The organism is Phyllobacterium sophorae (assembly GCF_003010965.1).
Taxonomy (GTDB): Bacteria; Pseudomonadota; Alphaproteobacteria; order Rhizobiales; family Rhizobiaceae; genus Phyllobacterium; species Phyllobacterium sophorae.
On the sequence record NZ_PGGM01000013.1, the window covers coordinates 12,773 to 27,021 of the forward strand.

14 protein-coding genes are annotated in these 14,249 nt (G+C 57.6%); 8 read left to right on the forward strand and 6 right to left on the reverse strand.

The window, feature by feature from the left end:
• Positions 1 to 16 precede the first annotated feature (16 nt).
• A complete protein-coding gene (locus tag CU103_RS22925; protein WP_106666360.1) occupies positions 17 to 1,150 on the reverse strand; it encodes an ABC transporter substrate-binding protein in 1,134 nt (377 codons plus the stop codon).
• A gap of 107 nt (positions 1,151 to 1,257) precedes the next feature.
• Here CU103_RS22925 and CU103_RS22930 point away from each other — a divergent pair, with 107 nt between their 5' ends.
• The 3 genes from CU103_RS22930 (at position 1,258) to sbmA (ending at position 4,785) form a co-directional block, all read left to right on the forward strand.
• A complete protein-coding gene (locus tag CU103_RS22930; RefSeq protein WP_106666361.1) occupies positions 1,258 to 2,067 on the forward strand; it encodes a class I SAM-dependent methyltransferase in 810 nt (269 codons plus the stop codon).
• A gap of 131 nt (positions 2,068 to 2,198) precedes the next feature.
• The gene (locus CU103_RS22935) at positions 2,199 to 3,371 is read left to right on the forward strand and encodes a YbfB/YjiJ family MFS transporter (RefSeq protein WP_106666362.1); all 1,173 of its coding nucleotides are present in this window, start codon (positions 2,199 to 2,201) and stop codon (positions 3,369 to 3,371) included.
• A gap of 160 nt (positions 3,372 to 3,531) precedes the next feature.
• Complete coding sequence (gene sbmA, locus CU103_RS22940; RefSeq protein ID WP_106666517.1) at positions 3,532 to 4,785, forward strand: peptide antibiotic transporter SbmA; 1,254 nt, start codon at positions 3,532 to 3,534, stop codon at positions 4,783 to 4,785.
• Between the two features lie 22 nt (positions 4,786 to 4,807).
• Here sbmA and CU103_RS22945 read toward each other — a convergent pair whose 3' ends face one another.
• Entirely contained in the window at positions 4,808 to 5,845 is a 1,038-nt protein-coding gene (locus tag CU103_RS22945) for a polysaccharide deacetylase family protein (RefSeq protein WP_106666363.1), read from the reverse strand.
• Positions 5,846 to 5,992: 147 nt separating this feature from the next.
• Here CU103_RS22945 and CU103_RS22950 point away from each other — a divergent pair, with 147 nt between their 5' ends.
• From CU103_RS22950 to CU103_RS22965, 4 genes are all read left to right on the forward strand, one after another.
• Entirely contained in the window at positions 5,993 to 6,574 is a 582-nt protein-coding gene (locus tag CU103_RS22950) for an NnrU family protein (protein ID WP_106666364.1), read from the forward strand.
• A gap of 159 nt (positions 6,575 to 6,733) precedes the next feature.
• The gene (locus tag CU103_RS22955; protein WP_106666518.1) at positions 6,734 to 7,414 is read left to right on the forward strand and encodes a tetratricopeptide repeat protein; all 681 of its coding nucleotides are present in this window, start codon (positions 6,734 to 6,736) and stop codon (positions 7,412 to 7,414) included.
• 22 nt (positions 7,415 to 7,436) lie between these two features.
• Positions 7,437 to 8,906: a ribosome biogenesis GTPase Der gene (gene der, locus CU103_RS22960; RefSeq protein WP_106666365.1), complete on the forward strand. Its 1,470-nt coding sequence runs from the start codon at positions 7,437 to 7,439 to the stop codon at positions 8,904 to 8,906.
• 148 nt (positions 8,907 to 9,054) lie between these two features.
• Positions 9,055 to 10,332 carry a cell wall hydrolase gene (locus CU103_RS22965; RefSeq protein WP_245448958.1) on the forward strand — a complete coding sequence of 426 codons (1,278 nt, stop codon included), beginning with the start codon at positions 9,055 to 9,057 and terminating at the stop codon, positions 10,330 to 10,332.
• Position 10,333: 1 nt separating this feature from the next.
• On the opposite strand, the gene CU103_RS32565 is transcribed toward CU103_RS22965, so the two are convergent.
• Genes CU103_RS32565 through CU103_RS22975 form a run of 3 tightly spaced genes read right to left on the reverse strand, consistent with a single transcriptional unit; the run spans position 10,334 to position 11,617 of the window.
• The gene (locus CU103_RS32565; protein WP_262259950.1) at positions 10,334 to 10,456 is read right to left on the reverse strand and encodes a hypothetical protein; all 123 of its coding nucleotides are present in this window, start codon (positions 10,454 to 10,456) and stop codon (positions 10,334 to 10,336) included.
• Positions 10,449 to 10,985: a GFA family protein gene (locus tag CU103_RS22970; protein WP_106666367.1), complete on the reverse strand. Its 537-nt coding sequence runs from the start codon at positions 10,983 to 10,985 to the stop codon at positions 10,449 to 10,451. Before CU103_RS22970 ends, CU103_RS32565 begins: the two co-directional genes overlap by 8 nt.
• On the reverse strand, positions 10,982 to 11,617 hold the full coding sequence (locus CU103_RS22975) for a TetR/AcrR family transcriptional regulator (protein ID WP_106666368.1): 636 nt from the start codon (positions 11,615 to 11,617) through the stop codon (positions 10,982 to 10,984). The genes CU103_RS22970 and CU103_RS22975 overlap by 4 nt, the downstream gene beginning before the upstream one ends.
• 314 nt (positions 11,618 to 11,931) lie before the next feature.
• On the opposite strand from CU103_RS22975, the gene CU103_RS22980 reads away from it, so the two are divergent.
• Positions 11,932 to 12,600, forward strand: a complete 669-nt coding sequence (locus CU103_RS22980; RefSeq protein ID WP_106666369.1) for a response regulator — start codon at positions 11,932 to 11,934, stop codon at positions 12,598 to 12,600.
• A 14-nt stretch (positions 12,601 to 12,614) separates the two neighbouring features.
• Here the strand turns inward: CU103_RS22980 and CU103_RS22985 are convergent, their stop codons facing one another.
• Positions 12,615 to 14,078, reverse strand: coding sequence for a sensor histidine kinase (locus CU103_RS22985; RefSeq protein ID WP_106666370.1), 1,464 nt, complete (start codon positions 14,076 to 14,078; stop codon positions 12,615 to 12,617).
• Positions 14,079 to 14,249: the final 171 nt, after the last annotated feature.

Here is a 14,249-nt window from a genome sequence, read left to right on the forward strand (position 1 = left end):
AAAATTTGAAGGTCAACTAGCCGTCGGCGCGCAGCGATACGAAATAGCCACTCTTATAGGGAAGCGGCAGGAAGCGCTCGTGCAACTCCTTGAATGTTGCTTCGGGATCGAGATCCTTGAACAGATCCGGATGCAGCCACTTGGCAATTTCCTGAATGGCGACAAACTGATAGGGATTGTTGTAGAACTGGTGCCAGATTGCGTGGACATTGCCGTCCCGGACGGCTTTGACGCCGGTAAAGGCCGGGCGCTTCGTCAGATTTTCCAGCTTGCGCAGCGCTTCCGTCTCATCGGCGCCGTAGCCGACACCGACCCAATTGCCGCCGGGCACATAGCCCTGCCAGTTGCCGCCGGTAATGATGATCTGATCTGGATTGGACGCGATGATCTGTTCCGGATTCACCGTGCCGAATGTACCGGGAATGATATCCTTCGCCATATTGGTGCCGCCGGCGAATTCGACCATCTTGCCGAAATTCTCATTGCCGAACGACATGCAGCAATCATCGGAATAACCACCTGCCCGCTCAATGAAGACGAGCGGCTTTGCCGGATTCTTCCTGGCAAGAACGTCAGTGACCTTGGCGATGCTGTCGGCGCGGAACTTGATGAACTCCTCGGCCTTGTCTTCCTTGCCGAAAAGTTTGCCAATGATGCGCATGCTCGGCTCGGTGTTTTCCATCGGCTTCTCGCGGAAGTCGACGTAGACCAGCGGAATACCAACCTTGCCGAGTTTTTCGATGTAACCAGCTTCTTCCGTCGCGGTCTTTGCATCGACATTCATGATGATGACGTCCGGCTTCAGCGCCACCGCCTGTTCCACGTCGAACGTTCCATCCTTCATGCCGCCAAAGGTCGGCAGCTTGGCGATGCCGGGATATTTCGCCAGATAGGCCGCGTAACTCTCCGGATCTGCCTTCGGCAAATCGTCGCGCCAGCCGACGATACGCTTGAACGGTTCATCCCGGTCGAGCACGGCGGCGAAATAAATCTGGCGGCCCTCGCCAAGAATCACATGCTCGACAGGTGCATTTATTTCGACATCGCGCCCGGTCACATCCTTGATGGTAATCTTTTCGGCGAACGCGTTGGCGGAAAAGAAAACGCATAGACCCATGGCGGCTAAAGCTGCCTTGTCAAACAACCGCATTCTTCGTAACTCCAGTGGAAAAGCTGGTGCGTTCTATTATTTGATGACTTTATCAGTCAACATTTATCTTTTAGAACGCTTCCAAGTCAATTCATGGGATAGCCACGATGGACAGCCTAGCTGACGGATCGAACTTTAATCTTCGCGACGAAATCAAAGCCTATTGGTCCGAGCGCGCGGCGGCTTTTGATCAGTCGCCAGGACATGAGATTTTCTCCGAGGCGGAGCGCGACGCATGGCATAAACTCATCCTCAGGCATTTGGGGGAGGGCAAGGGGCGTCCCGCGCTTGATCTCGCCAGCGGCACGGGCGTCGTATCGCACCTGATGGATGATCTCGGCTTCAGCGTGACGGGGATTGATTGGGCCGAGCCAATGCTTGAGCTTGCCCGTGCCAAGGCGAAGGCGCGGGGACGAAAGATTACCTTTCGCCTCGGTGACGCCGAGAACACCATGGAACCATCCAACCATTACGATGTCATCATCAACCGGCATCTGGTCTGGACGCTGGTAGACCCGGAGGCGGCTTTCAGCGAATGGCTGCGTGTGCTCAATCCCGGGGGCACATTACTTATCGTTGATGGCGATTTCGTCAATTCAAACCGGCTGGAGCAGCTGATTGTCCGGTTGTCGGGATTTTGCCAGCGCTTCGGACTTGCGAGCGGCGAACCGGCCAGATCCTCCTATGAACTTTTGGAGACGCACCGCAGCATCCTTTCGCGCGTATATTTCTCGCAAGGCGCGCGTGCCGAAGCAGTGGCGGATCTGCTACGCCGCACCGGTTTTGTCGATATCACGATCGATACGAACATGCGTGCGATCCACCGTGCTCAGGCCAGCAATTTCAGCTTGTTCAAGGGATGGGCAAGGGCGGTTCAACATCGCTACGTGATCAGGGCGCGTAAAGCCGCGCATTGACCGCCAGATGCCGTATCGATGGCTCCGGCCGTGCATCACATCCCTGCAGCGCCATAACCGATCACTCAAAGTAATCAGACGATCAAATTAATTGGTTTGTCACAGCACGGCGCGGCGATAATGTCCCGCGCATGAATCCACCCGCATCCTCTCCGGTCCGCTTCGCCCTCGGCGGTCTCGTGGCAATGGCCATCGGCATGGGCATAGGCCGGTTTATCTTCACCCCGATTCTGCCTGGCATGATGAGTGAACTTGGCCTTACGCCAGCTGATGCGGGCATTATCGCCTCGGCCAATTATGTCGGTTATCTTCTCGGCGCCATCGTTGCCGGCTTTGGCTGGGCCTCGGGAATCGAGCGGCCGTTGGTCTATCTTTCACTCGCGCTGAGCGCTGCCCTGTGCTTTGCCATGAGCATCAGTGACGGCGTCGTCATGTTCTCGATTGTCAGGTTTTTTGCCGGCATGGCCAGTGCCTTCATGCTGGTGTTCACCGCGACGATTGTTTTCAGCCACCTGGCCGCGGCCAACCGTCAGGACTTGCAGGCCCTGCATTTCGGCGGCGTCGGCACCGGCATAGCCATTTCCTCGCTGCTCGTCGCCTTCAGTTCCGCCAATGGCTTCGGCTGGCGCGAAGACTGGATCGGCGCGGCAATTCTTTCGCTGTTGGGCCTGCTGGCTGTATTGATGCTGATCCGCCAGGGCCCGGCCCGCAATGGCTCCGCTGTATCGGAGCCGCCCATCGTCTGGACGCCCGCCTTCGTCAAAATCAACATCGCCTATGGCATCTTCGGCTTTGGCTACATAATTACCGCCACATTCATTATCGCCATTGTCCGTTCCAGTCATGGCGGCGCGTGGATGGAAGCGCTGGTGTGGCTGCTGACCGGTGTTTCCGGCGCCATCTCCGTCTGGTTGTGGACGCCATTGCTCCGCCGGGTCGGTCCCTTCGTCGCCCTGGCACTCGGTTGCGCGGTCCAGGCCGTCGGCGTTGCGGCAAGTGTGGTTCTGCCGTCGCCCGTTGGCCCCTTGCTTGGCGGCGTTCTCCTCGGGCTGACCTTCATCGTCATCACGGCCTTCGGGTTTCAGGCCGGGCGTGTCCTTCTGCCGCATTCGCAGCGCCGGGTCATGGCGGTGATGACAGCGGCATTTGGGATCGGCCAGATCATTGGGCCGCTGATCGCCGGCTACCTCGCCAATATTACCGGCAACTTCACTTCCGCCACGCTGGTTGCCGCGGCGGGTCTCGTCGTGGCGGCGCTTTTCGCGTTTGCGGCAAGACGCCAGGGAGAGCGTGAGACAGTTTGAGAATTCAACCTGATGAGGTCAGCTGGTGCGGTTTTTCGAGGGGTCTCTGAAGATTACAGCAATTTAATTGCTGCGGTTCATGCTTTGCCCTATTCGTGCGTTAAGTTCAATTCCGTGCAAGTTTGCATTGCTGGACTTTTCACTCGAGGAACCTACCACCGTGTTTGTCTCATTTTTCCCCAAGCCAAAGCTCTTCTTTATTTCAGCGGTGCTTTGGTCGCTAGCTGCTGTCCTATTCTGGCTTTACGCCGGTGAACAGTTAGGAGCTTATATTGGCCTGCCGCCAGCAGATCCGAATGCTCCACCAATTGTCGGTGTTTCGGTTTTTGCGACAAAAGCGTTTATCTGGCTCTACATATATTTCGGTGTATGTGTCGGGATATTTGCCGCCTTCTGGATGTGGTATGCGCCGCATCGATGGCAGATGTGGTCCATCTGGGGTTCTGCGCTGATCATTTTCACTACCTATTTCGACGTGCAGCTGAATATTGCGTTGAATACCTGGCGTGGTCCATTCTTCGATCTGTTTCAAAAAGCCATAACGACACCCAATTCTGTCGCGGCATCAGAATTGTATTGGATGCAGTGGCTGTTCGCCGGAATCGGCTTCCTCAGTATAATGTTGTTCGTCTTCTCCAACTATTTTATCAGCCACTACGTCTTCCGATGGCGCTCCGCCATGAACGAATACTACATGGATCACTGGAGCCGCTTGCGCCATATCGAGGGAGCGTCTCAGCGCGTTCAAGAAGATACGATGCGATTTTCCACAACCGTTGAAAGTCTTGGCGTCAATCTGATTCAGGCGGCGATGACTCTGATCGCCTTCTTGCCATTGTTGGCCCAACTCTCTCTTCACATAACGTCGTTGCCGATAATTGGACAAATACCTTATTCGCTGGTTGTTCTTGCAATCGGCTGGTCGCTGCTGGGCACCATTCTTCTCGCTGTGGTCGGTATCAAATTGCCCGGTCTGGAGTTCAAGAACCAGCGCGTCGAGGCCGCCTATCGCAAGGAACTCGTATTTGGTGAGGACGACGAGAAGAGGGCGCAGCCACTCACTGTTACCGAATTGTTCCGGAATGTCCGCCGCAACTATTTTCGACTGTATTTTCACTACACTTATTTCAACGTCGCCAGAGGATTATACGGACAGGCTGACGCGATCTTCCTCAACGTCATGCTCATTCCCACGATTGTCACCGGCAAGATTACACTGGGTCTCTGGCAGCAGATTGCGACGGCGTTTGGTCAGGTCAGCAATTCGTTCCAGTATCTTGTCACCTCGTGGTCAACGATCGTCGAGCTGTTGTCCATCTACAAGCGCCTTCGGGCATTCGAGGCAGTGATCTACGACGAACCCTTGCCGGAGATCGACCAGCGTTATCTGCGGACGCAATCTGAAGAGGTTTGATATTCGAGAAAACGAGTGGCGGTTACATGCCGCCGCTCGTTACCGGTTGCTTGAAGTCCGCGCCGGCGACAGGAATCGCGGCGCCCGTTTCCTTCAAATACGCGCTATAGGTCGTGCAGCGCACATCCGGCTTGGTACAGACTTCGGTGGTAAAGCGTTCCAGCGCCCGCCAATAGGCATCGCCATTCATCAGGGTGAAATGCAGGCCGATCTGGAATGGAATGCGCTTGCCCTGGTATTGCCGGTCAAACGCACCCTTGAATGCATCGTAGGCGCGATTCTCGAATTCATTCAGATGATCGGTACGCTCGAAGCCGCCGGAATGGCGAACGAACAGATTGTAGTCCATGGCGATGACCGGCCGGTTTTGCGGACCTTCATTGATGGTCGGCAATCCGAATTGATAGACGCCATTGGCGTAGACGGGCAGGGCAGGGCCTTTTGAAACGCCGCTCCCGTCAAAGACGTAGCCCATGTCCCTGAGAGCGGCGATCAGCGCGGGACTCTCTGAAAGGTAGGGTGCGCGGAAGCCGCGTATTTCCCTGTCCACGAAACTCTTCCAGCCTTCGGGCTCGGGATCGCTGCCATATCTGCTCCAGGCGTCCCGCAATACGTCCTTGTAGGTGGTCAGTTCGCGCTTCCAGTCCGCCTTGGTCCAGGTCTTGCCATCGAAATGGCCGCAGGCATGGCTGGCGATCTCGTTGCCCTCGTTGCGGGCGCGCCAGATGTTGTCCAGCCGCTTGGCGATATCCTCTTTCGATACGGCAAAGCCGATATTCGAGCGGCCCGGCGCCTCCCCCGGTGCCTGATAGCTCTTGCGGTCGCCATGGTCGATCAGGAACACACACGAGAGAAAATAGGTGAACTTCGCATTGGAACGCTCGGCCAGCGACCGGCTTCGATCCCAAAGCGCGTTGCTGCCGGAATTATCGAACGAGATCAGCACATATTGCGGCTTGGCGTCGATAGAGCCACGCAGCTCCGCGCCGCTGTTTGCCAAGGCGGGAACGGACAGGGAGAAAGCGAGGGATGTAGCGAGAACGGTGCATATCGAACGCATGATGATTGAGACGCGGCTCCGGGAGGGAAGCGATGTCGCTACAGGGCAATTGTGGCGATGATCGGACGCGGCGATCCACCGCAAGCGATCAGCTTGGAACTATTCCAGTCTCGCTATAGTCTGCGCCATCATTCGAGGAGAGCGGTCATGCTGGTACTGATTCTTGGGATCATCGTTTTTCTTGGAGTACACTCGGTGCGCATCGTCGCGCCGGAGTGGCGCCTCGCCAAGATAGCTGAATGGGGCGAGGGCAGATGGAAAGGCTTCTATTCGCTGATATCGCTGATCGGTTTTGTGCTCCTCGTCTGGGGTTACGGCATGGCCCGCGTTGACGCGCCGATCATTTACGAGCCACCGGCGTGGATGAAACACATCACCGAACTGCTGATGCTGTTCGCCTTCATCTTCCTCGGCGTCTTCATTGCCAAGCCCGGCAAGATGAAACCGGCGCTCAAGCATCCAATGCTGATCGCCATCAAGACCTGGGCATTGGCGCATCTCCTTGCCAATGGCGACCTTGCCTCGCTCATCCTGTTTCTATCCTTCCTGGCATGGGCCGTCGTCGACCGCATCGCCATCAAGCGGCAGGAGCGGGCGGGCCTCGCGGCGCCCTATATCGTTGCTGGCCCGGTCTCCAACGACATCATCGCGATTGTCGTCGGCCTGGTGCTCTACGCACTCTTCGTGTGGAAATTGCACGTTCTTTTGATCGGCGTCTCGCCGATGTAAGCGAGAAATCAAACGGTATCCGGGTGCTAATTTTCACTTAGGGCTACCATCCTGTAAGTTTTCCGACTAAAAGCGCCTGAACTCCATTGCGCGGGGCGGCTCCAGCTGCGCCGCGTTTTATCAATTGATCCGATGGCGCAAGCCATCCCAAGAGGCATCATGACTGACGACGGCTTTTTCCGTGAGGTAAATGAGGAACTGCGTTCCGACAAGGTGAAGGCGATCTGGACCCGTTACAGCTCGCTGCTCATCGGCGCCGTGGTCGCCATCGTTGTCGGCACCGCCGTCTTCGCCTTCTACGAATATTGGACGGAAAAGCAGGCGTCGCAGTCGGGTGACCAGTTTCTCGCCGCGCTCAATCTCGTCCGCGACGGTAAGAATGACGAAGCGCTGAAGACACTCGACCAGCTTGAAAAGGATGGCTACGGCGCCTATCCGGTGCTGGCCCGCATGCGGGCGGCAGGTGTCATCGCTCAGAAGGGTGATCTGGCCGGCGCAGTCGCCGCTTTCGACAAAGTGTCCGCGGATACTTCGATTCCGCAAGCCATCCGCGATCTTGCCAAGCTTCGTGCTGCCCTTATCCTTGTCGACACCGGCTCCTACGATGATGTGGCCAGCCGGGTTGAGGCGTTGTCCTCCGATAGCAATCCGATGCGGCATTCCGCTCGCGAAGCGCTTGGCCTTGCCGCATGGAAGGCAGGCCGCGGTGCAGACGCAGCCAAGCTGTTCCAGCAGATTTCCGACGATCAGACGGCGCCGGCCAATATTCGCCAGTTTGCCGACACCATGCTCGATATGCTGAAGAGCACCGGCGCCGCCCCCGCTGCGGCTGCTGGCTGAACAGAATAGGAATTTTGAGCCGATGAGCTTTACTCTCGCGATTATCGGCCGTCCGAATGTCGGTAAGTCCACGCTGTTCAACCGGCTCGTCGGTCGCAAGATTGCCCTTGTGGATGACCTTCCGGGCGTGACCCGCGATCGCCGCGTCAATGCCGCCAAACTTTATGACCTCAAGTTCGATGTCATCGATACTGCGGGTCTGGAGGAGGTTGACAGCGAATCTCTTGAAGGCCGTATGCGCGCCCAGACGGAACTGGCAATCGGCGAGGCCGATCTCATCCTCTTCCTCGTCGATGCCAAGGCGGGTATCACCCCGACCGACGTGACCTTCGCCGACCTGGTTCGCCGCTCGGGCAAGCCGGTCATTCTCGTGGCCAACAAGGCCGAAGCACGCGGCGCCGAATCCGGCATGTATGATTCCTATGCGCTTGGTCTCGGCGAACCATGTCCGATCTCTGCGGAGCATGGGCAGGGGTTTCCCGATCTGCGCGATGCGATCGTGGAAATCATGGGCGAGGAACGCGTCTTTCCCGATGAACACGTAAAGCCTGATGCGGACGATACCGTCGCCGTCACCATTCCGGCAACGCCCCGTTCCATGGATGATCTCATCGGCGACGATATCGATGATCCGGATGCCGAGGAAGTCCCGGCCTATGATTCGTCAAAGCCGCTGCGCATCGCCATTGTCGGCCGCCCGAACGCCGGCAAATCGACGCTGGTCAATACGATGGTGGGGGAGGACCGTCTGCTGACGGGGCCGGAAGCCGGCATCACCCGCGATTCCATCTCTGTCGATTGGGAATGGAATGGCCGCAAGATCAAGCTCTTCGACACGGCCGGTCTGCGCCGAAAGTCGCGCGTTCAGGGCAAGCTGGAAAAGCTGTCCGTCGGCGACGCCTTGCGTGCCATCCGCTTTGCCGAAGTGGTCATCATCGTGCTCGATGCCACGATCCCCTTCGAGAAGCAGGATCTGCAGATTGCCGATCTGATCATTCGCGAAGGCCGTGCTCCGATCATCGCCTTCAACAAATGGGACCTCGTCGAAAATCGGCAGATGGTGCTGGCCGATCTGCGCGAAAAGACCGAGCGGCTGCTGCCGCAGATACGCGGCATCCGGGCCGTGCCGATTTCTGGCGAAAGAAACCAGGGCATCGACAAGCTCATGGCCGCTGTCGCTACTACTGACGAGATCTGGAACCGCCGCATTTCCACTGGCCGGTTGAATCGCTGGATGGAAGGCGTGACGACGCACCATCCGCCACCCGCTGTTGCCGGCCGCCGCCTCAAGATCAAATACATCACGCAGGTCAAGACCCGCCCGCCGGGCTTCGTCATCTCCTGCTCGCGTCCCGAAGCTTTTCCGACGTCCTATGTGCGCTATCTTTCCAATGGTCTGCGCGAGACGTTCGACATGCCCGGCGTGCCGATCCGCCTCGTGCTGCGCACCTCCGACAATCCCTTTGCGGGACGTGCCAAGAAGAAGCGCTAGGAGAATTGGTCAGGCGGTGCGGCCACCCCGCAAGGGGAGGTAAGTTGGCATCGCTCCGTTAAACTTCTCCGGACGCCGTTAACTCTCCATCAAGGTTAATGCTTCATTTTTACGACCAGAATTGTTCGGTTGTGAGTGGGGTATCGGCGTGCGTTTCTCTGAGTTTTTGCGGGCATCGGGCTCCCGGCTGAAGAATCGGACAATTCGGCAGTATATGGGGCCGCTAAGGCAATTCCAGGAAAAGTGCCAGGCGGTTTTCCGTCGGGAATTGCGTCGAGAGCAAGTCCGTGGTTCGAAGAAAAGCGCGATTGCTCTCACGGGTGCGGCAATCTTTCTGTTTTCGCCCACTGTCACCGCCTACCAGGATATGGCCAGCCTTTTGTCGGGTTCCGAATCGGGCCAGGGCCGCTGGACCTCCTATCTCGAAAAATCCCCCGCCGGATCGATCCAGAAAGCCAATATGTCGTTCGTCGACGAGAAGGCGATCACCTCGGGCGTGCCTGCCAGCGGCATTGCGGCCCCCGGCATCGGCTCTATCGCCATCAACGGTTCGCAGAAATCGCCGGATGCGACGCCAGATGAAGACCGCATCAACCGCGCGGAAAAACAGGGCCGCATTGTCTCGATAAGCAAGAAGGCTCCGCCCAAGGCCTTCAGCGCCGGCTCGATCCTGCAGCGTTCCAGCATGCTGATCCGGCCGACCCATGGCGTCGAGGTCGAGATGGCATTTGCCAAGCCGAAGATTGCCGGTAAGGAAATCCAGATTGCACTCGCCTTCCACAATCGCGCGCCCGTGAAAACGACCGACGACGTCCCGCCAATGTTGGCGAGTTTGATCAATAACGACCAGCCCGACGTTCTGGCGCTGGGTTATGCGCCGGCCGCCCCGGATTACTCCAAGACGTCGCCGTTCGACACTATCCTGAACGAACCAAAACAGCCGGGCCGGTTCATTCCACAGCTGGGCAAAGGTGATCATGACTGGCTGGCAACGCCATTGCCCGCGATTGTCTTTACCAGGGAAGAACAGAAATGCCTGGCAACAGGCATTTATTTCGAGGCGCGGAGCGAGAGCATCAAGGGACAGGCTGCGGTCGCGCAGGTCATTCTCAATCGTGTCCGCAATCCGGCATATCCGAAGACCATTTGCAAGGTCGTCTATCAGAACAACGACTGGATCAACCGCTGCCAGTTTTCCTTTGCCTGCGAAGGCCGGAAGCTGAATGTAACCGAACCCAAGCAATGGAAAGTCGCGCAGGAAGTTGCCATGGCTGTCACATCAGGGCGCATTTTCCTGCCCGAAATCGGTTCGGCCACGCATTACCATGCGGTTTATGTCCGGGCCAACTGGGCGCATACGATGAAGCGCATCGACAAGATCGGCCAGCACATCTTCTACCGCACCTATGGCGGCGGCTGGATTTAAGTTAGGGCAGGTTGGAGTGTCGCTCTTCCAGCGCTTTGCGTATTGCCAGGTATTTCGTGCGATCGGCCTGCTGAGTCCGGCCAGGGGTATTGGGGTTCTCGATTGCGATCTTGTCGTCAGGCATCAATTTTCCCCGCGACTTCGATTTTCGGATTGCGGAATCCCATGGCGATCCACGCCCCCAGAAGCTTTGCGTAGAATAACACCGTATGGCTCCTCAGATTGGGGATGTCTTCCGGCAGGTTGGGAGCATCGGGCAGGTCGCCTGCCATCGTTCGCATTTCGGCTCTCGGGCGTGCCTCGTCCGGCCAGAGGTGCAGATAGATACTGAGCCAGTGCGCGCCCTTCAGTTCCAGAAAGACCGGCGTATTGCAGCAGGTCGCGACGACGCGCCGTGAACCCGCATCGGCGGACAGCCGGAATTCACGCAAATGATCCGCGCCGGACAGGATCCGAACCCGATCCTTGCGGTATTCTGCGCAAGGCGTCGAGCCATACGCTGTAAGGATGTTCCTTGCGCCGGGGAGCGTCGCGAGACGATCCGCAGCAGCCCTGCAGCTGTTGCACAGGCATTCGGAAACGAGGATTGGTTCTCCCAGCACCTCCAGACGTGTCCGTCCGCAGACGCATCCGATATTCGTGGTTCCGCTCATTTTGCGCCATCCTCCGTGACGTGAAACAATTGCCGGATGTACCGGTCCAGATGATCGAGACTTTCCCGCGCAAGCTCGGGATTGTCCCCTGCCTTAGCCAGGACGAACCCGCCCTGGATGATCGTTTGCGTGTGGCGTGCAAGACTTTCGGCCGTCCAGCCGCCCGTGATGCCGCGTTCCCGTCGCGCAGTTTCAATGTCCTCCTCCAGCGTGGCCGCATGGCCGAAGATGCTGCGGCCACAGGCATCGCGAATGTCAGGGGAGCTTGCGTAGATCTCCTGCGCCATGGTTCCGGCCAGACAGGTGAACTCGGCGATGTCGCCCGTGATGATCGCCTTGCGGAAAGCGACATAGGCGAGAACGCGTTCCAGGGAATCGGCCGGATCGTGATATGGCGCGGCTTCGAAAAAGCCAGTGGTGGTCTCGGCCCAGAACTCGGCCACGGCGACGCCCAGAGCGTCCTTGCTCGGGAAGTGGTGAAAAAAGGCCCCTTTGGTGACGTCGGCTGCATTGCAGATGTCATCGATTGTCGTGGCGGCGAAGCCTTTCGCGCGAATGATATCCCGCGCCGCCTCGAGAAGCCGGATCCTTGCGCTGCCGCGTTCGGGCGATTGTTTGGTAGGTCTCGACATACACAAACATACCATACGGTCGGTATGTGTCAATGGATTGACTCGACTGAGGGGTCAGGGTCCCGTTGAGGGGGCTCGGCGAATGGAATTCGAACCAGCGGGCCCGCAATCTGCCACCAGAGTTTTCGTCTTTTTGCCGGTATCTCGCTTGGCCAATCAACCGATGTAACGTGAGCAATTTTGCCGGGCGCACGTTGGGTCTTTCATAGGAATCAAGACTTAATCCTAATTGGGTACATGGACAGATTGCGAGAACGGGCGCCTAATATGCCAACAAGTGCCGAAAAGGCATGGGGGGTAGGGGGCAAATAACAATGGGTCGAATTTCAGTCGCGCTGGTCGATGATCATCCGCTAATGCTGGCGGGCGTCGTCAATTTATTCGAGACAAATGATGATTTTGTCGTCGTTGGCAAAGGAGCCACGTCTGAGGATGCACTTCACTTAAATAGGAAGCTTCGCCCGGACGTCATGGTCCTGGACCTGTTCATGCCCGGAAATGTTTTTGATGTGATTTCCGAGATCGTGACGAAATCGTCGGGCACGAAGGTCGTAGCTTTTACCGCCATGACCGGAAGCGACCACGCGGTTCGGGCGCTCAATGCCGGCGCAAGCGGCTACATCCTGAAGGGCAGCAGCGCCGAGGAACTTCTTCAAGGCGTACGCGCCGCCCATTGCGGCGAAACCTATATTACGCCAGGCTTTGCATACAAGGTGATCGAGGCGTTGAGAACAGCATCAATGCGGAAGGTTGCGGCAGGGCCGATCAAGCTCAGCATCCGCGAGGAGCAAATCGTCCGTCTGCTGTTGCGGGGGCGAACCAACCGCGAAATAGCGATCGGTCTGGGAATAGGCGAAAAGACAGTCAAGAATTACATGACGATCCTGATGCAGAAACTGCATGCGCGCAATCGCCTGGAAGTGCTCATTGCCGCCCAGAAACTGGAAGTCGACAATCGCGGGGAGCCAATCTCGCGCCATTAGGTCAGACCTCGCCCTCAGACGCTGTTGCTCTCTAACGGCACTGTGACGATAAGTTGCGTTCCGGCACCTGGTTCCTGCTGGACTTGCATCAAGCCGCCGAATGCTTCAATACGATTGCGGATACCCTGAAGCCCCAGCGGGTGCCTGCGCCCCGTCGCTCCCGTGGTTTGCTCCGAGCCCGCACCCGCATCACTGACAATAACCGTAATCGCACTGTCATCGGCCGAAGCAATTACCCGCTGTTCGCGCGCAGCTGCGTGGCGGAAGGCATTGTTCAGTCCCTCCTGAATCACCCGGTAGAGGCAAATTTTCAAAGGGTGAGCGGCGCGTTCGGGAAGGCCGCTGTAGTTCGCTTCGACAGCTGATCCGGTCGCGTACTCGTGACGTTCGACGGCAACGCGCAGTGCCGCTTCCAGTGACAGGTTTTCGATCTCCGGGAGCACGAGACCGGTTGAGAGTTCGCGCAGTTCCGTAAGCACCTGACCGGCCAGACGCGCGGGTTCAAGTTCAGCCGCTTGCGGGGCTGTGTGATGGGGCTCTTGTTCCTTGCCGACAGACCCGCTACCCAGCCGCAAAATCAACAGGCTCAGCAATTGCACCGGCCCGTCGTGTAAATCCGAGCCGATGCGATTCAGCAGCGTCTCGTTGGACTTGCTCGCATCCATTCGGGCTTTGTCGGCAGTTTTGCGAAGTATCCGGTTTTGATCGGCCAGTGCCTGCGCATTCTTCAGCTGGGTTTTCAATGTCATGCGTTGCGTGCTGATTATGCTGCTTGCCCTTCGGACGATCAGAAAAAGCAGACCCATGATCGTTAAAGTTGTGGCACCGACGATTGCCCACGTCTGGCGTTGAGCCTGGCTGCGTTGTGCAACGAATTCTTCCGCGGCCTCGTAGAGTTCGCCGACGGCAATCACATCATACGTCCCGGGCCGGTAGATGGGGGCGTAAATCTCTATGAGCGGCCGGTCGGAGTGGTGCTCGGCGCCGGCTTCATCGTCGTCATGCCCGATTTCCAACTGGGCGACGACCGTTCCGGAAAATGCCTGTTCGATGTCTTTCGAAGGAAGGCGTTTCCCGATCAAGGATTTGTCCGTGCTGTAGAGCACTGTGCCGTCATGGTCCCAGATCCTGAACCCCTCCACGCGCCGCGCGAGATCCGTCCCGATCAGCAGCTCGTCAAGCTCCTGCTGGCGTTTGGCCGAAACGCTGGGCTTGCCATCGACCTCCTCGATATGGCGGGCCAGAAAGCCTTCCATATAGAGTGCTCCGGATTCCGCCCGGCTTCGCAGCTGGTTGGCGGCGATTTGTGAGCTCAGCCATTCACCGAGCACGGCCATTGATCCGCAGACGATAAGCGCTGCCACGATCAGGAATTGAGCAGTCAGGCTGAGGCTTTGCCAGTGTTGAAAGAAACCCGCCCGGTTTGGAGAATTCCTCACTTCGCTAGGGCCATAGGTCGCATCATCGTCCGGGCCCAAAGTCCCACCCTTCTATCGACAAAAGTCTTTGCATTTGACTGGACCTTCCGAACTATCAAGTTCGCCTTTCCCCCTACACCATCCGACCATCGAAACTCGTGTCGAAGTTCTTTTGTTCCAGTTTGTTCCTTTGTTTTGGGAGCGGTCAAGAGAAACCGGATCACGGGACAA

Coding starts and splice junctions, on each gene's coding strand:
- CU103_RS22925 (WP_106666360.1), bottom strand. CDS start 1,150: ATGCGGTTGTTTGACAAGGCAGCTTTAGCCGCCATGGGTCTATGCGTT.
- CU103_RS22930 (WP_106666361.1), top strand. CDS start 1,258: ATGGACAGCCTAGCTGACGGATCGAACTTTAATCTTCGCGACGAAATC.
- CU103_RS22935 (WP_106666362.1), top strand. CDS start 2,199: ATGAATCCACCCGCATCCTCTCCGGTCCGCTTCGCCCTCGGCGGTCTC.
- CU103_RS22945 (WP_106666363.1), bottom strand. CDS start 5,845: ATGCGTTCGATATGCACCGTTCTCGCTACATCCCTCGCTTTCTCCCTG.
- CU103_RS22950 (WP_106666364.1), top strand. CDS start 5,993: ATGCTGGTACTGATTCTTGGGATCATCGTTTTTCTTGGAGTACACTCG.
- CU103_RS22955 (WP_106666518.1), top strand. CDS start 6,734: ATGACTGACGACGGCTTTTTCCGTGAGGTAAATGAGGAACTGCGTTCC.
- der (WP_106666365.1), top strand. CDS start 7,437: ATGAGCTTTACTCTCGCGATTATCGGCCGTCCGAATGTCGGTAAGTCC.
- CU103_RS32565 (WP_262259950.1), bottom strand. CDS start 10,456: ATGCCTGACGACAAGATCGCAATCGAGAACCCCAATACCCCTGGCCGG.
- CU103_RS22970 (WP_106666367.1), bottom strand. CDS start 10,985: ATGAGCGGAACCACGAATATCGGATGCGTCTGCGGACGGACACGTCTG.
- CU103_RS22975 (WP_106666368.1), bottom strand. CDS start 11,617: ATGTCGAGACCTACCAAACAATCGCCCGAACGCGGCAGCGCAAGGATC.
- CU103_RS22980 (WP_106666369.1), top strand. CDS start 11,932: ATGGGTCGAATTTCAGTCGCGCTGGTCGATGATCATCCGCTAATGCTG.